Annotated in this window: 21 protein-coding genes and 1 pseudogene; 10 read left to right on the forward strand and 12 right to left on the reverse strand. The window is 58.1% G+C overall.

Annotation, left to right across the window (positions count from 1 at the left end; all coding sequences use genetic code 11):
• Positions 1–11: 11 nt before the first annotated feature.
• Genes V6582_RS22255 through V6582_RS22280 form a run of 6 tightly spaced genes read right to left on the reverse strand, consistent with a single transcriptional unit; the run spans position 12 to position 6,811 of the window.
• Positions 12–1,043 (reverse strand): aldo/keto reductase, encoded by a 1,032-nt coding sequence (locus V6582_RS22255; protein WP_156632188.1) that lies wholly within the window; start codon positions 1,041–1,043, stop codon positions 12–14.
• 16 nt (positions 1,044–1,059) lie between these two features.
• A complete protein-coding gene (locus tag V6582_RS22260) occupies positions 1,060–2,067 on the reverse strand; it encodes an ABC transporter permease (protein ID WP_156632189.1) in 1,008 nt (335 codons plus the stop codon).
• Positions 2,064–3,062: an ABC transporter permease gene (locus V6582_RS22265; protein ID WP_156632190.1), complete on the reverse strand. Its 999-nt coding sequence runs from the start codon at positions 3,060–3,062 to the stop codon at positions 2,064–2,066. The genes V6582_RS22260 and V6582_RS22265 overlap by 4 nt, the downstream gene beginning before the upstream one ends.
• The gene (locus V6582_RS22270) at positions 3,059–4,567 is read right to left on the reverse strand and encodes a sugar ABC transporter ATP-binding protein (RefSeq protein ID WP_156632261.1); all 1,509 of its coding nucleotides are present in this window, start codon (positions 4,565–4,567) and stop codon (positions 3,059–3,061) included. Before V6582_RS22270 ends, V6582_RS22265 begins: the two co-directional genes overlap by 4 nt.
• 52 nt (positions 4,568–4,619) lie before the next feature.
• Positions 4,620–5,657, reverse strand: coding sequence for a sugar ABC transporter substrate-binding protein (locus V6582_RS22275; RefSeq protein ID WP_156632191.1), 1,038 nt, complete (start codon positions 5,655–5,657; stop codon positions 4,620–4,622).
• A gap of 41 nt (positions 5,658–5,698) precedes the next feature.
• Positions 5,699–6,811, reverse strand: a complete 1,113-nt coding sequence (locus V6582_RS22280; protein ID WP_156632192.1) for an iron-containing alcohol dehydrogenase — start codon at positions 6,809–6,811, stop codon at positions 5,699–5,701.
• A gap of 267 nt (positions 6,812–7,078) precedes the next feature.
• On the opposite strand from V6582_RS22280, the gene V6582_RS22285 reads away from it, so the two are divergent.
• From V6582_RS22285 to V6582_RS22305, 5 genes are all read left to right on the forward strand, one after another.
• The gene (locus tag V6582_RS22285) at positions 7,079–7,792 is read left to right on the forward strand and encodes a GntR family transcriptional regulator (RefSeq protein ID WP_234889700.1); all 714 of its coding nucleotides are present in this window, start codon (positions 7,079–7,081) and stop codon (positions 7,790–7,792) included.
• Positions 7,789–9,321 (forward strand): UxaA family hydrolase, encoded by a 1,533-nt coding sequence (locus tag V6582_RS22290; protein ID WP_156632193.1) that lies wholly within the window; start codon positions 7,789–7,791, stop codon positions 9,319–9,321. Before V6582_RS22285 ends, V6582_RS22290 begins: the two co-directional genes overlap by 4 nt.
• A 110-nt stretch (positions 9,322–9,431) precedes the next feature.
• Positions 9,432–10,997 carry a GMC family oxidoreductase gene (locus tag V6582_RS22295; RefSeq protein ID WP_156632194.1) on the forward strand — a complete coding sequence of 522 codons (1,566 nt, stop codon included), beginning with the start codon at positions 9,432–9,434 and terminating at the stop codon, positions 10,995–10,997.
• A gap of 35 nt (positions 10,998–11,032) precedes the next feature.
• Complete coding sequence (locus tag V6582_RS22300; protein WP_156632195.1) at positions 11,033–11,830, forward strand: SDR family NAD(P)-dependent oxidoreductase; 798 nt, start codon at positions 11,033–11,035, stop codon at positions 11,828–11,830.
• Positions 11,831–11,861: 31 nt separating this feature from the next.
• Positions 11,862–12,986 carry a glycerol dehydrogenase gene (locus V6582_RS22305; RefSeq protein ID WP_156632196.1) on the forward strand — a complete coding sequence of 375 codons (1,125 nt, stop codon included), beginning with the start codon at positions 11,862–11,864 and terminating at the stop codon, positions 12,984–12,986.
• A 25-nt stretch (positions 12,987–13,011) separates the two neighbouring features.
• Here V6582_RS22305 and V6582_RS22310 read toward each other — a convergent pair.
• Both V6582_RS22310 and V6582_RS22315 read right to left on the reverse strand, forming a co-directional pair.
• Positions 13,012–14,414: pseudogene (locus tag V6582_RS22310) on the reverse strand (sensor histidine kinase).
• Positions 14,411–15,091 (reverse strand): response regulator transcription factor, encoded by a 681-nt coding sequence (locus V6582_RS22315; protein ID WP_337739276.1) that lies wholly within the window; start codon positions 15,089–15,091, stop codon positions 14,411–14,413. The pseudogene V6582_RS22310 and the gene V6582_RS22315 overlap by 4 nt, the downstream one beginning before the upstream one ends.
• 181 nt (positions 15,092–15,272) lie before the next feature.
• Here V6582_RS22315 and V6582_RS22320 point away from each other — a divergent pair, with 181 nt between their 5' ends.
• The 5 genes from V6582_RS22320 to V6582_RS22340 all read left to right on the forward strand — a co-directional run bounded on the left by V6582_RS22320 (position 15,273) and on the right by V6582_RS22340 (position 20,013).
• Entirely contained in the window at positions 15,273–16,328 is a 1,056-nt protein-coding gene (locus V6582_RS22320; RefSeq protein WP_420360190.1) for an ABC transporter substrate-binding protein, read from the forward strand.
• 252 nt (positions 16,329–16,580) lie between these two features.
• On the forward strand, positions 16,581–17,525 hold the full coding sequence (locus tag V6582_RS22325; protein WP_156632198.1) for a Bug family tripartite tricarboxylate transporter substrate binding protein: 945 nt from the start codon (positions 16,581–16,583) through the stop codon (positions 17,523–17,525).
• Positions 17,522–18,016 (forward strand): tripartite tricarboxylate transporter TctB family protein, encoded by a 495-nt coding sequence (locus V6582_RS22330; protein WP_070148536.1) that lies wholly within the window; start codon positions 17,522–17,524, stop codon positions 18,014–18,016. The genes V6582_RS22325 and V6582_RS22330 overlap by 4 nt, the downstream gene beginning before the upstream one ends.
• A gap of 22 nt (positions 18,017–18,038) precedes the next feature.
• Positions 18,039–19,556, forward strand: a complete 1,518-nt coding sequence (locus V6582_RS22335; RefSeq protein WP_156632199.1) for a tripartite tricarboxylate transporter permease — start codon at positions 18,039–18,041, stop codon at positions 19,554–19,556.
• 289 nt (positions 19,557–19,845) lie between these two features.
• Complete coding sequence (locus V6582_RS22340) at positions 19,846–20,013, forward strand: hypothetical protein (protein WP_087729627.1); 168 nt, start codon at positions 19,846–19,848, stop codon at positions 20,011–20,013.
• 125 nt (positions 20,014–20,138) lie between these two features.
• Here V6582_RS22340 and V6582_RS22345 read toward each other — a convergent pair whose 3' ends face one another.
• The 4 genes from V6582_RS22345 to V6582_RS22360 all read right to left on the reverse strand — a co-directional run bounded on the left by V6582_RS22345 (position 20,139) and on the right by V6582_RS22360 (position 24,206).
• The gene (locus V6582_RS22345) at positions 20,139–21,200 is read right to left on the reverse strand and encodes a DUF475 domain-containing protein (protein ID WP_156632200.1); all 1,062 of its coding nucleotides are present in this window, start codon (positions 21,198–21,200) and stop codon (positions 20,139–20,141) included.
• 396 nt (positions 21,201–21,596) lie between these two features.
• The gene (pcaF, locus tag V6582_RS22350; RefSeq protein WP_156632201.1) at positions 21,597–22,802 is read right to left on the reverse strand and encodes a 3-oxoadipyl-CoA thiolase; all 1,206 of its coding nucleotides are present in this window, start codon (positions 22,800–22,802) and stop codon (positions 21,597–21,599) included.
• A 10-nt stretch (positions 22,803–22,812) separates the two neighbouring features.
• Positions 22,813–23,502, reverse strand: a complete 690-nt coding sequence (locus V6582_RS22355) for a CoA transferase subunit B (RefSeq protein WP_156632202.1) — start codon at positions 23,500–23,502, stop codon at positions 22,813–22,815.
• Positions 23,499–24,206, reverse strand: a complete 708-nt coding sequence (locus V6582_RS22360) for a 3-oxoacid CoA-transferase subunit A (RefSeq protein ID WP_156632203.1) — start codon at positions 24,204–24,206, stop codon at positions 23,499–23,501. The genes V6582_RS22355 and V6582_RS22360 overlap by 4 nt, the downstream gene beginning before the upstream one ends.
• Positions 24,207–24,354: the final 148 nt, after the last annotated feature.

Consider the following 24,354-nt stretch of genomic DNA (forward strand, 5'->3'; position numbering starts at 1 on the left):
TCCAGGAAATGCTAAGAGTTTATAAGGCCTTCGGCGCGCAATTGCGCCCAAAGATCCTCGGGAATGTCCTGTTCGAACCAGCCAATATTGGTGGAGATCTGTTCTGCTGTTTTTGCCCCAATCACCACGCAGGTCGCAGCCGGATGGCGCAGCGGAAACTGGATGGCGGCGGCGGGCAGCGGGACAGCGAAACTATCGCAAATTGCCCTCAGCCTTTCAGTCCTATCGATAATGTCCTGCGGCGCATCAGCGTAGTTGAACTTGCGACGACCTGTCGTTGAGGCAAGAATACCGGAATTGAAGACGCCTGCGACCACCAGCGCCATGCCGCGTTTCTGGGCAAGCGGCAAAAAATGTTGTTCCGCATCCTGGTCCAGCAACGTATAGCGGCCCGCCAGCATGGAGCAGTCGAGGTCAGCCTCTTCCAGGGCGTCGCGGATGATCTGCCATTCATTGACACCAAGGCCGAAGCCTTTGATATCGCCTGTGTCGCGCAATTGCGTCAATGCCCGGAAGCCGCCCCCCTTGGTGAGCGCCGACCAGTGATGCTCGTGCAGATCGGCATGGGTGATGCTGCCAATGTCATGCACATAGAGAATATCGGGATTGGGAAAGCCCAGCCGTTGCTGGCTGTCATCGAAGCTGCGCATGATGCCGTCATAGCTGTAATCAAACACCTCACGGAAATCCAGACCGTTCCACCAGCCGGGATCGAGCGGGTTTTTCGGCGGGGCGGGGGCAAGCTTTCGCCCGGCACGTTCCGTGGTCATCAATCTTCCGACCTTGGTGCTGATCGCCCAGTCTCTTTGCTCGGGATTTTTCTCCCGCAATAATTCCCCGACAAGATGTTCGGAGCGGCCATTGCCATACATGGGAGCGGTGTCGAAATAGCGGATACCAGCCTCCCAGGCCCGATCCAGCATGGCATTGGCATCGTCCTTGGAGACGGCTGCATATAATCCGCCAAGCGGTGCCGTGCCGACGCCAAGCGCGGTGACAGTCAGGCCGGTCTTGCCGATGGGGCGTTTTTCGGTCGCTTTCATATTATTTCCCTTGGCTTTAAATGTGGGCGCGTGTCTTGCGTCTTGCCCAGACAACGGTGGCGACGCCACACAGCAGCAGCAGTCCGCGCACGATCTGGCGCTGCGCATCCGTCCAGCCGAGCAGGGCGGCACCACTCAAAAGCGTGGCCAGCAGCAGTACGGCGGTGACGGTGCCGATGACATTGGGCTTACCGTATTTCAGCGCCATGCCCCCCAGCAGAACCGAGGTCAGGCCGTCAATGAAATAGGAACTGCCGATATAGGGTTGACCGGACGAGAGATCGGCGGTCAGCAGGATGCCCGCCAGCGCCGACACAATGCCAGACAGCACGTATAGCATCAGCAGCAACCGGTTGACTGGCACGCCCGCTTCGATCACGGCGGCACGGTTCTGTTCCATGGCGTAGAGATAGTGACCGAAGGTCAGTCTTTCCTGGATAAACCAGGCGACGGCATAGAGAAGCGCGACGATCACCGTCAGCAGCGGGATGATGCCGAGGTTGACGTGCAGGAGAGACCCGACGAAGCCGGTGGAGGAGAGGGAAATCGATGTGCCGAGGCCGATGGCAGCGGCAATCGATCCGGCCAGCCCGCCCGTGGCGATGGTGATGACAAGGGCCGGAAGCTTGAAGATCGCCACAAGCAATCCATTCACCAAGCCAAAGAAGAGGCCGACCAGCACGCCCGCAAGACAGGCCAGTGCCCAGCCTTGGCCTGATGCAACCAGCGCTGCCACGACCATATTGGCAAGCGCTGCAACGGACATGAAGCTGACATCGATTTCGCCTGCCGCAATGATCCAGGTCAGCCCCAGAAACATCAGTGCGGCGATGCTGGCCGAGCGCAGCATATCATTGATGTTGCCGCCACTGACGAAACTGGGCCGCAGCCAGGCAAACAGCAGGATGAGCAACACCAGCAGCAGGAACAAGCCGTAGCGCAGGAAAAACCCCTGCATGTCCACCCGGCTTGGAGGTGCGGCGCTTTGTACTGTCGTCATGGTGATATCCGTTGCGTTTTTCATCCGTCATCTCCCGTCTTTGCCGCTGCTTTTCGGGTAAAAATGTCGCCAAGCAGAGTGGTGAGCTTCGGATCGAAAATGCCAATGGCGAGGATCAGCACGGTGCTGACAATGGCGTCGCTGTAGTAGTAGGGAATGGCAAGCAGGGTGAAGCCGTTCAGCATGGCCGACATCAATAGCGCTCCGGCAAGCGTCGCTGGAATGGAGGGTGAACCGAAAAGGGCAGCCCCCAGGTAAACGGCCGCAAAGGCCGGCATCATCAGCTGATTGCCCGCCGTGACATTGGCTGCCCCCGATGAGGCAACCAGCAGCGTGATGGCAAGACAGCTCAGCGCGCCGCAAAGGCCGAAGGCCGTTAGGATATAGGTCTTCACCCGGATGCCGGAAAATACCGCCGAACGCCGGTTTTCGCCGGTCGCATAAAAGGCCCTGCCAAAGCGGGTGCAGTGTAGGATGATGAAAGCCACGATGGCTGTTGCCAACAGGATGACCACTGGCATGTCGAGCGCCAGGACCTTGGAGTCGTTCAGGTCGAGGATGCCCGACATGAAGAAGTTTTCAGAAATCGATGTGCCGTTGCTGTAGAAATAGGACAGTCCAACGGCAACGCCGCCGGTGGCAATGGTGGTGACGATATCGGGCAGCCGCAGATAGGAAATGACCGTGCCATTGATCAACCCGGCCATCAGCCCGACGCCGATGCCGCCCAGCACACTCGCAGACAGGCTGTAGTCATTGGCAAGTAGCCAGCCGAGTGTCATTGCGCCCAACGATGCAACACCCGGAAAGGAGAGGTCGAAATGGCGAACCACAATCACGAAAGTCAGCCCGATGGCCGTCAAGCCGTTGACCGACATATGGCGCAGCAGGGCGTGCAGGTTGTTTTCGGTGAGATAGGCGGGAGCGAAGGACTGAAAGATGGCCGCAATCGCGCAGAGCAGGATCAGGAAGGCGGAAAGCCGCAAGGCGAGCGGCGAGGATTTGAAAGAGACAATCATGATCGTGCTCCCATGATCCCGGCAGACAGAAGTTGGTCCCGGCTTGGGCGCTGGTTGGCGACGGCGACAGGGCGGCCCTTGTAAAGGGCGATCATTCGGTCGGCGACGCCATGCACTTCGTCGCAGTCAGACGAAATCACCAGCACGCCCGCATGCTGCGACAATTCCCGCATCAGCGCATACAGCGTGGCGCGTGCGCCGATATCGACGCCCACTGTTGGCTCGACGAAAATGTAGATGTCAGCATCGCGGTAGAGCCCCTTGGCGATAACGATCTTCTGTTGGTTTCCGCCGGAAAAGGCGCTGGCTGGGCGGTCCAGTGTCATCGGGTGAAGGGCAACACGGCGGGCGAGTTGTTCGGAAATCTTGCGGCTGGAGGAGAATTTCAGGAGTCCGCCGAGAAAGGAGGCCTTCTTCAGATGGGCCAATGTCATGTTGAAGATCACGTTGCGTGACAGGGTTAGTCCCTCGGTGCGGCGGTCGCCGGGAACCAGGAAAATGCCCTTGCGCAGGGCGTCATGCGGGTCTTTTAACGTCACCGGCTTGCCCTTGATTTGGATCGTGCCAGTGTCTGGCCGGATAACACCGAACAGCGCCTTCGAGAGTTCATCGGCACCAGAGCCAACGAGACCGAAAATACCGAGGATCTCGCCGCGCCGCAGGGTGAAGCTCACGCCGGAAAACAGGCCTGGCCGTTCAAGCCCCTCGACTTCCAGAAGCGCTTCCCCTGCGGCGCTGGCGGCCTTGGGAGGAAAGATATTGCCCGGCTTCTCATCCAGCATCAGTTCGGGAATGGATATATTGCTCGCGCGCGCCTCACGGCAGGTGAAGGTGGCGACGCGCTTTCCTGCCCGGAACACGGTGAAGCGGTCGCCGATCTCGAAAACCTCTTCAAGCCGATGGGTGATGTAGATAATGGCGATGCCCGCCGCCTTCAGGTGCCGCATCAATTGGAACAGGGATGTCTTTTCGCGCTCGGTCAGCGTCGAGGTCGGCTCATCGAGAATGAGGATGCGGATATCCTCGCGTCTGAGCGCATGCAGGATGGCGACAATTTCCCTGTCAACGGCGGGCATTTCACCGACGCGCTGGTCGAGATCGACTTCGATGGGAAAGCGTTTCAGCAGCGAGGCTGCCTCGGTCTTCAGCACTTTGCGATCTATGCGGCGGGCAAGACCCGCCTTCGCCGCCTCCTGGCCAAGAAAGATGTTTTCTACGCCGGTGAAGTCATCGACCAGTTCGGGATGCTGCTGCACCGAGGCGATGCCGCAGGCAATTGCCGCCGCCGGACTGCCGAGCTCGACTGTCTCCCCGGCGATGGCGATTGTACCGGCATCCTTGGAATAGACGCCGGAGAGGATCTTGATCAACGTCGATTTGCCCGCGCCATTGATGCCCAGCAGGGCGTGGATTTCGCCTGCGTCCAGCGAGAAATCGACATTGTCCAGCGCCTTGACGACGCCGAACCGTTTTTCGATTCCCTTCATGTCGAGAATGGCTGTCATATCCTGCACCCGCGCCTTTCCAACTGTATTTCTGACCTGTCGGAGTGACAGATTAAAGCGCGCGCGCCCAACCCAGTTTGATGGCTTCGCCCGGTTGATCGTAATTGTCGGGAATGTCCTTCAGGGGCTTCAAGCTGTCCTCAGTTACCGCATAGGACGGCGTGATGACGAAGCGTGGTGCTTTGCGGCCTGCGACGACCTCATGGGCATAAAAGGCATTCATATAGGCCATTTCGTAGAAGCTCTGCGCCATGGTCATGGCAAAGGGCGAACCGGCCTTGATATATTCAAAGGACTGGCGGCCACCATCGATACCGGTGATGAACACCTTGCGGCCTGCGGCGCGAATGGCGAGTGTACCTTCTGAGGCTGCGCCATCCCAGGCGCACCAGATGGCGTTTAACTCAGGATTGGCCGTCAGGATATTGTCCACCACTTGGCGGGGTGTCGTCGTGCCGCCCAAGGCGAAGGCGATTTCCGAAACGACCTTGATATCGGGAAAGCGGACGAAGACCGACTTTGCGCCCAACGTGCGCTGGTCCCAGGATTCGTTGGAGGGCAGGCTGACCAGGGCGACCTGTCCTTTGCCGTCCAAGCGTTTGGCAATATATTCCGCTCCGGCTGCCCCGAGGCCGAAATTATTCGACATGGCAGTCGAGGTTACTGTGGTGTTGGGCACGTAGCTGTCACCACAGAAAATCGGTATGCCGGAGGCAACCGCAGCCTGCACGGCAGGCGAGATCGCGGCGGCATCGGCGGGTGTTATGAATATCGCCGCTGGCTTTGACGCCACGAAGGAGGCTATCTGATCGGCCTGTTTCTTGATGTCGTAATTGGCATCGGCAATGGTCAAGGTTCCGCCAAGGCGCGAAACGGCATCCTTATAGCCATTGACGATATGCCGACCCGATTCCCAGACGGTCCAGCCAAGCGAAGCGCAGAATTTCAGATCTTCGGCACCGGCCATGCGCGGCCTGCTCAGGGCGGCGGCCACAGTGAGTGCCGCACCGGCGCTCAATATGCCACGTCGGCTCAATTTCAGGTCGCCCATAAACCGGCTGCGATCCTTGGTTTCCTCGAATTCAGACATTGTGTTCTCCTCCCGCTCGATTGTTTTCGTTGCCTCGGTTTTCAGGCCGTTTCCTGAAGCAGCGCCAGGTAATCCTCCCGGCTGGCGAGCCGGGGATTGGTGGCGTGGCAATGGTCTTTCAGGGCTTCTCCGGCGATTTTTTCCATCATCGCGTCCGTCACGCCCATGGCTTTCAGGCCGGAGGGCATGCCAATGTCGCGGTTCAGCGATGCCGTGACTTCATCCGGCGCGCCGCCCATGATGTCTGCCATCACGTCCCATTTCGCGCCGATGACTGAGCGGTTGAAGCGCAAGACGGCGGGCATCAGCACCGCATTCAACGTGCCATGATGCAGATTAAGCTCGCGGATGGCGCCCAGCGGATGGGTCAGCGCATGCACGGCGCCGAGACCTTTCTGGAACGCCATGGCGCCTTCCAGCGCAGTCATCATCATGTCCCAGCGGGCTTGCCGGTCGCCTCCATTGGCAACCGCCTTGCGAATGGCAGGAAAGCCGCGCTTCAAACCGTCGAGCGCAATTGCATCGGCAGGTGGATTGACCGATGGACCCATATAGGTTTCCAGGCAATGGGAGAGGGCATCCATCCCGGTTGCAGCCGTCAGAAACGGCGGCAGGCCATAGGTCAGTTCCGGGTCGCAGAGCGCAATGGAGGGCAGCATATGGCCGCTCAATATGCCGAGCTTACGGCCTTCCCGCGTGATGATGACGGCAGCGCGGCCCACTTCCGATCCCGTGCCTGATGTGGTTGGCACGGCGATCATCGGACAGATGCGCCCGTGGATTTTCGAGGCACCGCCCTCCACCGCCGTATATTGCGCCAAGGGTGCTGCGTGGCCGGTCAGAAGCCGGACGGCCTTGGCAAGATCGAGCGAAGAGCCGCCACCCAGCCCGACAATGCCGTCGCATCCGGCGCTTTTATAGAGGTCATAAGCCTGGGTGACGGCCTCTTCCGTCGGATTGGCCGGAGTGCCGTCAAACACTGCGGGTGTTTCATCAAACAGGCCGAGGACTTTCGCAACCAGACCAGTCGAAACCAGGCCTTTGTCGGTTGCGATCAGCGGCTTTTTCACGCCGAGTTCAGCCAGCAACGCAGGCAATGTAGAAATTCCGCCTTCGTTGAATTCAATCCGCGTCAGATAATTGATTGTCGCCATGATCAGCTTGCATCCATAGGTTTTTCAGCCGAGGTGAGACACAGATCTCCCGTCGCCATTGCATCACGCAACGCGCAAACAGTGTCGGCCATGATCGTCATTTCCAAATTTTGAAAGCGCCTGCCAGCCTCCTCGCCAGCTCGGTTTATTCCTCCTGGCTGCGGGCTGAAAATTTCACTTGCGCCGTCAACCAATATATGAGTTATCTAAGTCAGATGATTATTCGCCTGTCAACAGGCTTTCTAAAACTTCTCTATAGGCGATAAAATGCCCGAAATTGTTGATATCTCTATGCGCCCGGAAAAGATGAAGACAATTCCAAAGGCGGAACAGATATATTGGTTGTTGCGCCAAGCCATCGTCCATCTGGAGATGCAGCCGGGGGCAATCATCTCGGAAAAGGACCTTTGCGCCGAATTCGGCGTGTCGCGCACGCCCGTTCGTGAAGCCTTGCAGCGACTGGCGGATGAGGGGTTGGTGGATGTGTTTCCCCATTCCGGCACTTATGTCAGCCGTATTTCCTTCACTGTCGCGGAAGAGGGTTTTGTCATTCGCCGGGCGCTGGAAATCGAAAGCGTCAGAAAGGCCGTGGCCAATGTTACCGATCGCGACGTCGCGCAGCTGAAGTCGATCATCACGCAGATGCAGGCCATTCTCGACAGCAATCAGCTGGAAAAATACCTGGATTGCGACGATGCTTTTCACAGCGCCATTGCCACGATCAGCGGTTATCCGCGCATCTGGAAGTTCATCACGCTTGCCAAGGTTCATCTCGACCGGATGCGCCAGCTCAGTGCGCCGGTGCCAGGCCATCTGGCTGTCGTGACCGAGCAGCACTACACCATCGTGCGGGCGCTGGCCAGTCGCAACGCCGACCAGGCCGAGTTGGCCATGCGCATCCACCTCGATTCCTCCTTTGCTGTCATGGCCAAGATGCATGAGGACCAGGGCGCGCTTTTCGATGGAAAGGAAGGCCCATGACAGTGACTTCGGTTTCTTCGCCGCTGCTAAGGCTGAATATGCGCGACAATGTTGCCGTTGCCCGGCTGACGCTGGAGCCGGTGGCACTTCCAGAGCTTGGCGGCGTGCAGCTTTCCGCCCGGATCACTCAGGGCCACAAGGTTGCCATCACGGCCCTTCAGCCGGGACAGGCTGTCATCAAATACGGCCAGATCATCGGCTTTGCCACGCAGCCTATTGCGGTTGGTGATCATGTTCACACTCACAATATGGCGATGGGGGATGTGGAACTGGCCCACGAATTTTGCGTGGATGCGCAGGAGCCTGCTTTTGTGCCCCAGCCCGCGACGTTTATGGGCTATCAGCGGGAAAATGGTGAGGCTGGTACGCGCAATTACATCGCCATCGTCTCTTCGGTAAACTGTTCCGCCACCGTAGCCAAGGCCGTGGCGCAGCATTATGCCCAGCCGGGCAGGCTCGATGATTTCGCCAATGTCGATGGGGTTATTGCGCTGACCCATGCGGGTGGCTGCGCCATCAATACCGCGACCGAGGGGTATCTCTATCTCACCCGTACGCTGGCCGGATATGCCACCCATTCGAATGTCGGCGGTGTGGTGATGATTGGCCTTGGCTGCGAAACCAACCAGATACCGGCTTTGCTTGCCGCTCATGGCCTCACCGAGAGCGACAGATTTCAGACGCTAACCATTCAGGCGACCGGCGGCACTCGCAAATCCATCGAAGCAGCGATTGCTGCCATCGATTCAATGTTGCCCGCCGTCAATGCCTTGAAGCGCATCCCGCAACCGGTATCGAAGCTGAAATTGGCGCTCGAATGCGGAGGATCGGATGGTTATTCTGGGATTTCCGCCAATCCGGCGCTTGGTTATGCCGCTGATCTGCTGATCCGCCATGGTGGCACCGCCTGTCTGGCTGAGACGCCGGAAATCTACGGTGCCGAGCATCTGTTGACCCGGAGGGCAAAAAGCCCTGATGTTGCGCAAAAGCTGCTGGAACGTATCGAATGGTGGCGTGATTATGCGGCGCGGGGCAGGGCCGAGCTGAACAACAATCCATCCCACGGCAATAAGGCCGGTGGGCTCACCACAATTCTGGAAAAATCACTCGGTGCGGTGGCCAAAGGCGGCACGACCAGGCTCAACGCCGTCTATGAATATGCCGAGCGCATCACCGAACCCGGCTTCGTCTTCATGGATACGCCCGGCTATGACCCGATTGCCGTGACCGGTCAGGTGGCGGGCGGCTGCAACGTCATCTGTTTCACCACCGGGCGTGGTTCGGTCTCCGGCTTCAAACCGGCACCATCGCTGAAGCTTGCCACCAACACGCCGATGTATGAGCGGATGCAGGAAGACATGGACCTCAATTGCGGCACCATCGTCACCGGCGAGGAGACGGTAGAGGCGGTCGGGCAGCGGATTTTCGAGGCTGTGATCGCCACCGCGTCGGGAGAGCCGACAGTGAGCGAGATCTACAATTACGGCGACAACGAATTCGTCCCCTGGCAGGTCGGGGCGATCATGTAACACGAACGAGCATTGGAGCATCTTCAGGCCTTGGTAGAAAAGCGCCTTTCGGAGGAGAGAGGCATTCATTCAGACGCAGGTGCAGGCAAGGGCAGGCACGGGAGAGAGACATGAGTGAGTTGAAGCGATTTTACGACGTGATCATTATTGGCTCGGGCGTAGGCGGTGGCGCGCTGGCAAACCGGTTGGCAGAGTCGGGCCGCACTATCCTGATGATCGAGCGCGGACCACGCTTGCCACGTGAAGACGATAATTGGAGCGTCGATGCGGTTTTTCACCAGAAGAAATATGCAACGACGGAAGAATGGCGCGACAAGGATGGCCAGTCCTTCAGGCCCAGCACGTTCTATTATGTCGGCGGCAATAGCAAATTCTTCGGTGCGGCGACCCTGCGCTTTCGCCGGGAGGATTTTGAGGATTTGGCCCATGAAGGCGGCATAGCCCCAGCTTGGCCCGTTTCTTACGACGAGTTCGAACCCTATTATGCTGTGGCTGAACGGTTGATGGGGACGCATGGCACGGCGGGCCTCGACCCGACCGAACCACCACGCTCCGGCCCAATGCCACATCCGGCCATCGGCCATGAACCGGAAATCGCCTTCTTCGAAAAAAAGCTGAAGGAAAGGGGGCTGCATCCCTTTCCGCTGCCAATTACCATCGATTACCATCCGGGTGGCAGCTGTATCCGATGTCGGACCTGTGACGGTTTTGCCTGCAAGCTGGGTGCCAAGGGTGATGCGGAGGTGCGCCTCGTCAATCCGGCGCTCGCCCGTGGCAAGGGTAAAATCGAGCTAGTCACGGAAGCCTTTGTGCATCGTTTGCTGACCGATCCGACCGGTAAAAAGGTGACCGGCGTTGAACTGACCCATGGGGGTGAGAAAAAGCGGATCGAAGCCGATCTGTTCGTCTCCAGTGCAGGTGCGATCAATTCGGCAGCCCTTCTGCTGCGATCAGCCAACCAGGCCCATAAGCGCGGCATCGGCAATAGCATGTCCGACCAACTCGGTCGCAATTACATGGCGCATAACAATACGGCGCTGATGGCGATCTCGCCCTTCAAGAAGAACCGTGTCGTCTTCCAGAAATCCATGGCGATCAACGATTATTATCTCGCCAATGCCGAAAAGCCTTATCCACTTGGCAATATCCAGGGGCTTGGCAAATTGCAGGGCGGCATGCTGACCGCTGGTGCGACCTGGGCACCGGAATGGTTGATGTCGATTTTCGCCGACCGCAGCGTCGATTGGTGGTTGATGTCGGAGGATCTGCCCGATCCTGAAAACCGCGTTACGGTCGATCCGGATGGCCGCATTCGCCTGAGCTATACAGCCAACAATCTGAAATCTCACAATGAACTGGTCAAGGTCTGGTCGCGGCATATGCGCTCGCTCGGCTATCCGCTGATCATCACCAACAAGATGGATATCAAGGTATCCATGCATCAATGTGGCACTGCCCGTTTCGACAAGACGCCAGAGACATCCGTTCTGGACACGCACTGCAAGGTTTGGGACGTCGACAATCTCTATATTGTCGATGCGTCCTTCCTGCCGTCCTCCACTGCCGTCAATCCCTCGCTGACCATTGTCGCGCAGGCGCAGCGAACCGCAGAACATATTCTTGCCCGCTGGGGCGAAAGCACCGTTACGCCACAGGCTTCGCCGACGGTGGCCTGACTGGCAGAAAACAAGACAGATAGGGAGGAGCCTACATGTCAAACACAGCATCCGATTACCGCCATATGTTCGATCTGACCGGACGCAAGGCCATCGTCACCGGTGGGTCGCGCGGCATTGGCAAGGCGCTGGCGGAGGCGCTTGCTGCCCATGGCGCAGATGTCGCCATTGTCGTGCGCTCGACGCTGGACCGTGCGGAAGAACTGGCCGTCACCTTAAGGGTGCAAGGGCGTGATAGCTTCGCCCTGCAGGCCGATGTTGCGCAGGAGGCGGATGTCGAGCGCATGACGCAATCTGTGGTGGATCGCTTCGGGCGCATCGACATTCTCATTAATAATGCTGGTATTGTGCTGCCAGCGGCAGCGGAAGATTGCAGCCTGGATCAATGGCGCCAGACCATGGCCGTCAATCTGGACGGCGTTTTTCTTGCCTCCAAACACGTCGGGCGACAGATGATCGCGCAGAAAAGCGGCTCAATCATCAATATTGGTTCGATGTCGGGACGGATCGTCAACTGGCCGTTCCGCCACGCCGCCTATAATGTGTCGAAGGCGGGCGTTCATATGCTGACCAAGGCGCTGGCAACGGAATGGGCCGAACACAATATCCGCGTCAATGCGATTGCGCCGGGCTATATTCGCACGGAACTGACCGATGACGTGCTGCGGGAACATCCCGATGTGGTCAGGGATCATTGGGCAAGAGGCGCCGTGCAAAACAGAATCGGCTCCGTCGAGGAACTGGCCGGTTCGGTGGTTTATCTGGCCAGCGATGCGAGTTCCTTCACCACAGGTGAGATCATCACCATTGATGGCGGCTTGACGCTGCGTTGATCATTGCATTTTTCGATAAAGGATAAAAACCATGACTTCAAGAGGCTATGGCGGACCGCTGCGCTATGTTCAGGGGCCGGGCGTCATCAATGAAATCGGGCTTTATATCGCGCCGCTGTCAAACTCGGCATTGATCGTCATCGATGGGTTTTTCTGGGATGCTCTTCGTCCGGAAGTGGAGAAAAACCTTGATGCTCATGGGGTGAAAAGCCATTTCATGAAATTTTGCGGCGAATCCACGGATAAGGAAGTCGAGCGCGCCGTGGGCCTTGGCAAAACCGCTGGCGCTGGCGTCGTTGTCGGGATTGGCGGCGGCAAAGCGCTTGATACGGCCAAGATTACCGCGCTTCATATCGGCGCACGCACGGTAACTGTGCCCACCATCGCCTCGACCGATTCTCCGACCAGTGCGCTTGGTGTGATCTATAGCGAAGACGGCGTTTACGACCGGGTGGTGCGATGCGGTCGCAATCCGGATGTTGTTCTGGTCGATAGTGCCTTGATTATCAAGGCGCCAGTCCGGTTTCTGGTTTCCGGCATGGGGGATGCGCTATCGACCTGGTATGAGGCGCGGTCTAATTTCGAAAGCCATTCGAACAATTATATCGGTGATGGCTATGCAACAACTGCGGCGGGGGCAGCCATTGCGCGGCGTTGCCATGAGGTGCTGATGCGCGATGGGCGGGCTGCTTACGGCGCCGCCATTGACGGCAAACTGACGCCTGCGGTGGAGAACATTATCGAGGCCAATACGCTTTTGAGCGGTCTCGGCTTTGAAAATTGCGGTGTCTCCGGTGCCCACGGCATCCATGATGCGCTGACCGTGCTGGAGCCGACCCATCATTTCTTCCACGGCGAAAAAGTCGCCTTCGGTATTATCGGCCTGTTGGTGCTGGAAAATCGGCCGCTGGACGAGATCAACGAGGCGATTGATTTCTGCCAGGACCTGAAATTGCCGACAATGCTTGGCGATCTCGGGCTGGAGACGGTGACAGCGGAAGACCTGCTGAAAGTCGGTGAGATTGCCATGGCCCCAGCCAGCGTCATTCATTCCGTTCCGTTGAAGCTTACACCGCAACTGATTGCAGACTGCATCTGGACAGCGAGTAAACTGGCCGAGACCCGCAAACAGTCGAGGGCGGGCAGGATGCTTTGATGCTCCCCGCAAGATCTCCTAACGCTTATGCGTGCGCTGCGGTTGCGGCATTGGGAAATGTGACCGATACCGTCAGGCCGCGTCCCTCGGACGTGTCTTGAAGCGTGAGCTTGGCATTGAAGAGATTGGCGATTTCCTCAACGATCGGCAGGCCAAGACCAAGCCCGGGAGATGGGTTCTGCTCACCCCGGGCGAACCGTTGGCGCACGATGCCGCGCCGTTCGGGGGCAATGCCAGGACCATTGTCTTCGACGATCAGGAACACGTTTTGCCCATCCTCTCGGATGCGCACTGTAACTTCGGCGCCATGCCCCGCGTAGGCAAGGGCATTGGCGATCAGATTGCTCAGCATTTCGCCGATCAGCAGGGGTTCTGCCATAACGAAAACGGGCGCCTCCGGCCCCTCAAAGCCCAGATCGATGCCGGCATCTGCGGCGCGTGGCACATGATCGGCGGTGATCGATTGAGACAGTTGAGCCAGATCGATCCGGGGCGGCGTTGCGGGTCATTGGAGCCGGCGGCATCGACACGCGCCATCAACAGCAGTTGGGCCAGGATATGTTCAGCATGGGCAAGCGCCTCATCGCCTTTGCGCGCTGCCTGTTGAGCATCACCAAGACTTGTGGCGCGGGCAGACAGCGCCAGCTGTGTGCGGATGATCGCCAGCGGCGTGCGCAACTGATGGCTGGCGTTGCCGGTGAAATGGCGAAGGGCATCCAGCGCCGATTGCAGCCGGACCATGAAGGAATTGACGGTTTCGACGAGGTTTTCGACTTCGCTCGGAACGGATTGCTCGATGGGATGCAGATCGTTCGGACTGCGCTCGGCAATGGCCTCTCCCAGCAGGTAAAGCGGGCGTAGCGAATAGGTGACGGCGACCCAGACAATGGCGCCAGCACCGGCAATCATCAGCAACAACCGCAAGGCCGAGCGCAACAGAATGGCCTGGGTGAGCTGATTTCGCGCAATCGTCGTCTCAGCCACGGTCACGACGAAGGGCAGCGAATCAATACCTGTTGAGGCAGACCGTTGCAGGGCCGCGATGCGGATCGGCTCGTTGCGGAAAGCTGCGTCCATATACACAGCCGATTGCCCCTGGAAATCGGAAACTGTCGGTAGGTTCTGGTAGCCGGTGATGAAGCGGCCCCCTGGGCCGTCGACGCGGTAGAATACCCGGTCCTGCGCCCCTGATGTCAGCATTTCCAGCGCGACATAGGGGATATCGACCGCCAACTCGCCATTTTCCGAGACGATGACCCGTTCGGCAATTGCCAATGCGGACCCAGCCAGAACCCGGTCGGAGACTGTATCGGCAGTTTTGACGGCCTCATAATAGGTGTCGACCAGGGCGACGGCACCGATGAGTGCGGTTGATAGCAGCAACCAGCCCAGCAAACGGCGGCGGAGCGAGTAGGCGACCCCGGTCATGCCGTCTCGGTCATGGTTTTTTCGAGGTAATAACCGATGCCGCGCGCAGTGCGAACAGTGAGACCGTGAGGGGCAAGCCGTTTGCGCAGCCGGCTGGCATATTGTTCTATGGCATTGGCGCTGAGATCGTCGTCAAAGGCCGCCAGCGACTGGATGATAGCTTCCTTGGCCACGACTTTGCCTGCCCGCATGAACAGCACTTCCAACAGACCGAGTTCACGAGCGGGGATATCGAGGGGGACGCCTGCTGCCGAAAAGCTGCGCGAATTCAGATCGAGCGACACCGCTCCGTAGCTGATCATCGAAGACCGCAGTCCGGCCTGGCGGCGCAACAACATGCGCACACGCGCTTCAAATTCGCCGATATCGAAAGGCTTGATCATGTAGTCGTCAGCGCCGAGATCCAGACCTTTGACCTTGTCTTCCGGTGCGCCGCGCGCCGTCAGGATCAGGATTGCTACCTTGTCATGGCGGGCGCGCACGCAGCGCAGCACCTCTATCCCATCCATTTCCGGCAGGTTGAGATCCAGAATGACAAGATCGAAGTTCTCAGTGGCAATCGCGGCATCAGCAGACGCGCCGTCGCTGACGGTATCGACCGCATAGCCGGTGCCGCGCAGAATGGCAGACAGGCCATCGGCGAGAGCCTTATTGTCTTCAACGAGCAAGATGCGCACCGGGGAATGTCTCCTCACTCACTGCTCTAGCATTTTATATTTGGTCTGGAATACGATGAAACGCTGAAAATGACACTTTGCACGCCACTTCGACGCCTTTTGAAGCATTTATGCTATAGTGCCGTCCATGGTGCTTGTGAACAACGCCAGGCTGCGGCATGATCCGTTTATGCGGTTTATCATGTTTATTTCAATCCTGCTGGGCCTTACGTTTCCAGCTGCGGCCAACCCTGTGTTGTTTCCTGCCTTATCGGGCGATGCGAAAGCTCCCGAGCTGCTTGTCTATTCCTCGCTTGATGAGCCGATGGCCAAGCAGATCATTGCAGGCTTCCAGGCGAAAAATCCTGATATCGCGGTGCGCTACGAGGACATGCAGACCAGCGAAATCTATGACCGGATCGTTCAGGAAACCGATGCGGGCAAGACGACAGCGGATTTTGCATTTTCGTCGGCCATGGATCTGCAAGTCAAGCTCAGCAATGACGGCTATGCCCAGCGCAGTGACCTTCCGATGAGCGCAAGCTGGCCCGCCTGGGCAAATTGGCGCAATACCGCCTATGCGCTGACATTCGAGCCTGCGGTTTTCGTCTATCACAAGCCGAGTTTTGCCAATCAGAAGCCGCCCTCGACGCGGGCGGAATTCGTGGACTACCTGAAAAACCAGGGAAATGCCGTCTATGGCCGGATCGGAACCTATGATATTGAGCGCTCAGGGGTCGGCTTTCTGTTCATGGCCCGCGACCAGGAGCAGTTTGGCGATATATGGTCGGTGATCCGCAGCATGGGCACCGCGGGCGTCAAGCTCTACTCGAACAGCTCGGCCATTCTGGAGCGGGTTGCCGACGGGCGCTTCGTGCTTGGCTATAATATTCTGGGCTCCTACGCCGCCGACTGGGCGTCGCGCCATCCCGATGTCGGCATTGTCCTGCCCAAGGATTATACCGTGGTGATGTCGCGAATCGGCCTTGTGCCACAGGCGGCCGCATCGCCGGAGCTTGGTCGGCGCTATCTGGAGTTCTTCATGTCGAAGGAAGGGCAAGGCATAATGGCGCGAGAGCTGCATATTGCGGCGGTCAGTCCGGATGTTGGCGGCGAAAACACCGCCAATACCATGCAATCCCTGCTGGGCGCACAGCTGCGACCCGTTCCTGTCAGTCCCGGGCTGATGGTCTATCTCGATCAGGTCAAGCGCATGCGTCTCATCGCCCGCTGGAACAAGGTTTTGCGGTTGCAATAACCCATTGAATTGTGGGAGGCGCGCCGCCCTTTGATAAAATGCAGTGCAATGTCAGCTCGATGACAGCTTTGTATGGTGCGTTCCAGGTCTTGATTATCCGTGGAGGCGGATGATTGCGGCTTGAGGGAGGATACTCAAGGGATGGACGAGCACGGTGTATTGCCGCCGCTCGCAGGAGGGTCCCGTGAAATACTCTTCCTTCGGCATTGACGAACACTGCGCATCGAGGCGCACTCGCAGGAGGAAATTATCTTGAAACAGTTCATTCTCGCAACCATCCTGGCCGGAGCTATCGCGCTGCCGGCTGCTGCGAATGATTACACCATTATCGCACCTGCCAATCCCGGCGGCGGCTGGGACCAGACGGCCCGCTCGCTCCAGACCGTCCTGCAAAAGGAAGGTATCTCAAAGCGGGTTCAGGTTCAGAATGTGCCCGGTGCTGGCGGCACCATCGGTCTTGCGCAATTTGCTAGTCAGCAAAAGGGAAAATCCAACGCCCTGATCATCGGCGGCTATGTCATGGTGGGCGCAATCCTGACCAACAATGCGCCGGTGACGCTGAAGGATGTAACGCCGATTGCCCGCCTGACCGGCGAATATGAGGCGGTCGTTGTGCCTGCTTCCTCGCCGATCAAGAATGCTGCGGATCTGGTTGCTGCGCTGAAGGCAGATCCGGCCAAGGTTTCCTGGGCTGGCGGCTCTGCCGGCGGTGTCGATCATATTGCGGTTGGCCTTATCGCCAAGGCCGCTGGGGTCGATCCGACCAAGATCAACTATATCGCCTATTCCGGCGGTGGCGAGGCATTGGCGGCTATTCTCGGTGCGCAGGTGACGGCCGGTATTTCAGGCTATGGCGAATTTGAATCCCAGGTCAAATCGGGAACGCTGCGCCTGATCGCCATTTCGAGCGCCGAGCGGATCGCCGGGATCGATGCGCCGACATTGAAGGAATCCGGTCTTGATGTCGTGGTTGAAAACTGGCGCATGGTGGCTGCCGCTCCTGGGCTGTCGGCAGAACAGAAAGCGGCTGTTTCGTCCGATATTGATAAGCTGGCCAAGTCCGAGGGCTGGAAAGACGTGCTGAAAACCAAGGGCTGGCAGGATACCTATCTGGCTGGCGATGCTTTCAATGCGCAGCTCGACAAGGATGTCGCCTCGACTTCGGCGATCCTCAAAGATATCGGTCTGGTGAAATGAGCAGTGGCTTGACCCCCTTGAACAACGAGAAGCGCCGCCCCGATTGGGCGGCGCTTGCAATCGCGGTTTTTCTGGTTGCCATCGCCGGTGTTATTCTGTGGGACTCTGCCCGGCTAGGCGCTGTGGCAGGCTACTCCCCCGTCGGCCCTGCGACCGTTCCCTATGCCATCGCGATCTGTTTGATCGGACTGGCGATCTGGACCGTGTTCGAGGCATGGCGCGGTGAATTTCCCGAGCGTGAAAAACAGGAAATCGCTCCGGTGATATGGGTCGTGGGTGGTCTTGCCGCGCAGATGCTTCTGCTTGATGTTGCGGGCTTCTCCATTGCGACCGGCCTGCTTTTTGCTGCCACGGCCAGGGCCTTCGGCAAACGCAAATTGTGGTTCTCGATACCGATAGGCATAGCGCTCAGCCTTGCGGTCTGGCTGGTCTTTGCAGGGCTGTTGCAATTGTCGCTGCCCGCCGGGCCGCTGGAAAATCTGTTTTTCTGATACCCGACAGGGACTTACCTTCATGAGTACATTTGAATTCCTGATGCAGGGTCTTGTCGTTGCAATGCAACCCATGAACCTGTTCTATGCCTTGATCGGGGTGACGCTTGGCACCGCCGTTGGCGTGTTGCCGGGCATCGGTCCGGCCCTGACCGTGGCGCTGCTGCTGCCCGTGACCTATCAGCTCGATCCTGCGGGCTCGCTTATCATGTTTGCCGGAATTTATTACGGCGGCATGTATGGCGGATCGACCACGTCGATCCTTCTCAATACGCCTGGAGAAAGCGCTTCGATTGTTACGGCATTGGAGGGCAATAAGATGGCCCGGGCCGGGCGCGGCGGCCCCGCTTTGGCAACGGCTGCCATCGGCTCTTTCGTGGCCGGGCTTCTGGCCACGATTGCTCTGGCACTTGTCGCCACGACCATCGTCAAGCTTGCCCTGGTGTTTGGCCCGCGCGAATATTTTGCGCTGATGGTGCTTGCCTTCGTGACTGTGTCCTCTGCGTTTGGTGACTCGGCATTGCGGGGGCTGACCTCGCTTTTCATCGGTTTCACACTGGCTATTGTCGGCATCGACCAGTTGACGGGCCAGACCCGGATGAGTTTCGGCGTGCCGGATCTTCTTGACGGTGTCGAGGTTACGACGCTGGCTGTCGCCATGTTCGCCATTGGCGAGACCCTGTACATCGTCGCCCAGGGCAATCTTGGCCCCGACAAGATCGAGGCGGTTAAAGGCTCTGTGTGGATGAGTGCGCAGGATTGGTCACGGTCCTGGAAGCCTTGGTTGCGCGGCACAGCTATTGGGTTTCCAATTGGGGCCATGCCGGCAGGCGGCGCCGAGATCGGCACCTTCCTGTCCTATGCTACCGAAAAGAAGCTGACGAAATATCCTGAGGAATTCGGCAATGGCGCCATCGAGGGTGTGGCCGGTCCGGAAGCCGCCAACAATGCTTCGGCAGCCGGAACGCTGGTGCCGCTGCTGACGCTTGGCCTGCCGACCACGGCAACGGCGGCCATCATGCTGGCCGGCTTCCAGCAGTTCGGCCTTCAACCTGGCCCCTTGCTGTTTGCCACCAATCCGCAACTGGTCTGGGGCCTGATTGCCAGCCTGTTGATTGCCAATTTCATGTTGCTGGTTTTGAACCTGCCGTTGATCGGTCTCTGCGTAAAGCTGCTGACCATCCCGAAGCCCTGGCTTTACGCTGGCATCCTGCTGTTTGCCACGCTTGGCACGATTGGCGCCAATCCCTCGGTGTTCGAACTTGGCATGCTACTGGCCTTCGGAATTCTCGGATATGTCATGCGCATCTTCGGTTATCCGATCGCGCCTGCGGTCATCGGCCTCATTCTTGGTCCGCTTGCTGAGCAGCAATTGCGCCGGGCGCTGGCGATAGGGCAGGGGGATTTCACGGTGCTGTTCACATCTCCGATTGCCGTTGGTCTGTTCCTCGTTGCCGCCGCTGCCTTCTTCATTCCGCTGATCATGAGGATTCGCGGGCGCGGGCAGGTCCTGTCCCAGCTTGCAGCCAATGAAGATTGAGTTTCAGCCGGAGTTGAAAATTAACAGTGAACAGCCCCCTGCGCCAGAATGGCGCAGGGGGCTGTTCTGTTTTATTCACACGACTTATCTGCAAATTTCTCTTGAAATGAGCTGTGTTTGGCTCACTTCGGCTTAAAAAGCCGCGCCAATTGATAGATCCGCAAAGCTCAATAGGGGAACAGCCCGACTTGTTTAGGTTGCATGGCTACAGTGCGTTTATGTGCATTGAAACCAGCTAATGGAAGGCTCATCTTTGCTCTGTAAGATTTAACAAGGAAAGAGAACGAAAATGGCTTCCCTCCCCCGTAAAGGCTTTATCGGTCGTGCCATCGCCGTGTTCGGTGCAGCAACCGCAGCTGCCGCGGCTGTAGATGGGCATCGCCAGCCGCGTGACCGCGACCTGCGTCTTCTGGGCATCGATCCCCTAAGCTTCCGCAATATCAAGCGCGCTGACTGAATTTTTTCATATCCGCATGTAAAAGCCCGCCAGTTGTGCAAACTGGCGGGCTTTTTGTTTGGCAAGACGCTCTTGTCCGTGCAGCACACGGCGCCACAAAGGAGCCCGGTGCCGCCGCAGGCTTTTTACGCCTTCTGGTGTTCGCGTTTGTTGTAACGGATAGACGACCAGAGAGAGATGCCGATCAGTGCCGCACCGCCGAGGCCGGTAATCACTTCGGGAATATGCACCAGCGTCTGACAATACATGATCACCGAGAGGATCAGGATCGCGTAGAAGGCGCCATGTTCCAGGTAACGGTATTCCGCGAGTGTGCCTTTTTCGACCAGCATGATCGTCATCGAGCGAACATACATGGCACCGATACCAAGGCCGATGGCGATTACGAACAGGTTTTGGGTGAGCGCAAACGCGCCAATCACACCGTCGAAGGAGAAGCTGGCGTCGAGCACTTCGAGATAGATGAAGGCGCCCAAGCCACCCTTGGCCGCAGCACTCATCGTTTGCTGGGAGGCATCAAGGAGACCGCCGACCAATTCGACGGCGAGGAAGGTCAACAGGCCATAGATGGCGCTGTAAAGGAAGGTAATTGCTTCCGCTCCCTCCAGGAAAGACGAAAACAGCAGGATCAGCACCAGGACGAAGGCAACTTCAATGCCCTTGATGCTTGCGTATCGCGCCATATGCTTTTCGATAAAGGCGATCCAATGAACGTCTTTTTCCTGATCGAAAAAGTAGTTGAGACCAACCATCATCAGGAATGTGCCGCCGAAAGCGGCAATCGGCAAATGCGCTTCATTCATGATCCGCGCATATTCCGCCGGTTCGGCAGCGGCCAGTTTCAGGGCTTCGATTGGACCGATCTGGGCCGCGATGGCGACGATTGCCAGTGGAAAAATGATTCGCATGCCGAAGACGGCGATCAGGATACCCCAGGTCAGGAAGCGTTGCTGCCAGACGGGGGTCATTTCCTTCAGCTTGTTTGCGTTGACAATGGCGTTGTCGAAGGAAAGCGAGATTTCCAGAACGGCAAGGACGGTGCAGATGAAGAACACACTGGCCATGCCGCCAAGCGTGCCTGTCATGTTCCAGCCGAGCCAGGCACCGAGTGCAAGACCTGCAATGGTGACGATGAAGGCCCATTTGAAATAGCTGAGAACGGAATTGGAAGGGGTTGCCGTGCTCATGCCCGCACCTCCAAAACGCGAGGGAAAAGCGGGGTGGCACGCGAACGACCGTCGGACATGCCGAAACGATCGCGCGAAAAACACGTGAATGGAATTGTCATTACATTATAATCCGCCGGCCATGATTGCTGGCGGTACCGACATCACGAGAGCGCCGTAAACTCTCGCCAGAGGGGCCCGGCACCATAAGTTCACTCCGCAAAGACCGATGTCTGGCTATGCGGCAGCATATGTTAACTACCAGCCATGCGAGCAAGGTCAAGTGCTGTTGTGTAAATGCAAACAACCATCGCACAGATAGGCATTCGTAACGTCTGAGGAAACGGCGCTAAAGACGAAAAAGGTGGAGAAAGCATCCTCCACCTTCATCTGTCGTCTTACCGGTTTGAAATCGGATTATACCCGCTCCAGCGCCACTGCGATGCCCTGGCCGACGCCAATGCACATGGTAGACAGCGAGTAGCGTCCGCCGCTGAGCGACAATTCCAGTGCCGCCGTGCCGGTAATGCGTGCGCCGGACATGCCGAGCGGATGGCCGAGGGCAATGGCTCCACCATTGCGGTTGACGCGCGGATCGTCATCGGCGATGCCGAGCTGGCGAAGGGTTGCCAGTCCTTGAGAGGCGAAGGCCTCGTTCAACTCGATTACATCCAGCTGGTCCTGGGTCAGGCCGAGCCGATCCAGCAGCTTCTGGCTGGCGGGGGCAGGGCCAATGCCCATCACCCGGGGCGGCACACCGGCAGTAGCACCACCCAGAATGCGGGCAATCGGCGTCAGACCATATTTGCGTGCGGCAGCCTCGGAGGCGATAATCAGAGCGGCGGCCCCATCATTGACGCCGGACGCATTGCCTGCGGTTACCGTGCCGCCTTCCTTCTTGAAAGGCGTTCCGAGCTTTGCCAGGGTTTCAATCGTGGTGGCGCGGGGGTGCTCGTCCTTATCGACGATCACCGGGTCGCCTTTGCGCTGGGGAATGGTCACCGGGGTGATTTCTTGGCCTAAGCGGCCATTGGCCTGCGCTTGCGATGCATTGTTCTGGCTTCTGACCGCAAAAGCATCCTGGTCTTGGCGGGAAATCTTGTAATCTTCCGCAACATTTTCGCCGGTTTCCGGCATGGAATCGACGCCATATTGCTTTTTCATCAACGGATTGACGAAACGCCAGCCGATGGTCGTGTCATAGATTTCAGCATTGCGGGAAAAGGCCGTCTCTGCCTTTGGCATCACGAATGGCGCCCGGCTCATGCTTTCGACGCCACCGGCAATCATCAATTCTGACTCGCGGGATTTAACGGCGCGGGCTGCCGCGATCACGGCATCCATGCCAGAACCGCACAGCCGGTTGATGGTCGTGCCGGTTACCGAGACTGGCAGGCCTGCCAGCAGCAGCGACATGCGCGCCACGTTGCGGTTGTCTTCACCGGCCTGGTTGGCGCAGCCGAAGATCACGTCATCGACCGCTTCCCAGTCCAGGCTCGTGTGTTTGGCAAGCAGGGCCTTGAGCGGCACCGCGCCGAGGTCATCGGCACGAACGGAGGAAAGCGCTCCACCAAACCTACCGATGGGAGTGCGGATATAATCGCAGATAAAAGCTTCGGTCATTTGGGGGTCCTCAAAGCGCGGGTACAGTGAGATCGGCGATCGGCCCATCTACGTGCAGCTTTGCGCCGGTCATTGCCTGCAATTCGTCCAGCGTCATGGCGGCGAGCATCTCGCGCACCACGAAATGGCCCTTGGTGATATCGATCACGGCATGGCTGGTATAGACACGGGTAATGCAGCCGACGCCGGTCAACGGGAAGGTGCATTTGTCCAAAAGCTTGAACTCGCCCTTTTTGCTGACATGTTCGGTGATGACGAAAACCTGTTTTGCGCCATGCACCAGATCCATGGCGCCGCCCACGGCAGGCACGCCCTTGCTCCCGACCCGCCAATTGGCGAGATCGCCATTTTGTGCGACCTGATAGGCGCCGAGAATGGCGACATCCAGATGGCCGCCACGCACCATGGCAAAGCTATCGGCATGGTGGAAAAACGCAGCGCCCGGTTTCAGCGTGACCGCCTTTTTGCCGGCGTTGATCAGGTCCCAGTCTTCCTCGCCTTCCGGCGGCGCTTCGCCAAAATTCAGAATGCCGTTTTCCGTGTGAAAAATCGCCTGACGGCCCGGCGGCTGATATTGCGCCACCATTTCGGGAAAGCCGATGCCGAGATTGACATAGGCACCGTCGGCAATGTCCTGGGCTGCGCGCCAGGCGATCTGGGCGTTGGAAAGCTTGATGTCTTCGCGGGTGTTGATACTCATGAATAGGCCACTCCCGCGCGGATCAGCGCTTCTTCCTGTTGTGGATTGGCGATCTCAACGACGCCATCGATGAAAATGCCGGGGGTTATGATAATTTCGGGATCAATCTCACCGGGGGCAACAATTCTTGAGACCTGCGCAATGGATTTTGTGGCGGCCATACACATCAGAGGATTGAAATTGCGGCCAGCCTTTTTGTAGGTGAGGTTGCCAAGCAAATCGCCAAGATCGGCTTTGACGATGGCGAAATCCGCCTTCAGCCAGCGTTCTTGCACATAATGCCGCCCGTCGAATTCGGTAATCACCTTGCCCTCTGCCAGTTCGGTGCCATAGCCAGTGGGGGTGTAAAAGGCAGGGATGCCAGCGCCGCCGGCGCGAATGCGCTCGGCCAGCGTGCCTTGCGGCACCAGTTCCAGCTCAATTTCGCCAGCCAGATAGCGTTCGTTGAAGGCCCGTGGATCGGAAGAACGCGGAAAGGAGCAGATCATCTTCCTGACCATGCCCGCATCGATCATTGCAGCGATACCGATCCGGCCATTGCCTGCATTATTGTTGATGACCGTCAGGTTCTTTGGCCCTTTGTCGATCAGGGCGTGAATGAGTTCGATAGGCGCGCCGGAGCCGCCAAAGCCGCCAATCATTACTGTGGCGCCGTCATTGATACCGGCAACGGCGTCTGCCGCGCTGGCGATTGTCTTATCCATGGGATTCTCCCGTTTGCGATTGCGCCAGGTGAAAACCAGGCGCGCCTCCGAGCTGAAAGATAAGGCCGGACCGATGACCTCGCAACCAGTTTGTGCGATAATTGACATTTGTTCGAATATCGCACAAACCTGTTGCGATTGAGGAGAG

Source organism: Agrobacterium vitis, assembly GCF_037039395.1.
In the GTDB taxonomy this organism is placed as follows: Bacteria; Pseudomonadota; Alphaproteobacteria; order Rhizobiales; family Rhizobiaceae; genus Allorhizobium; species Allorhizobium vitis_E.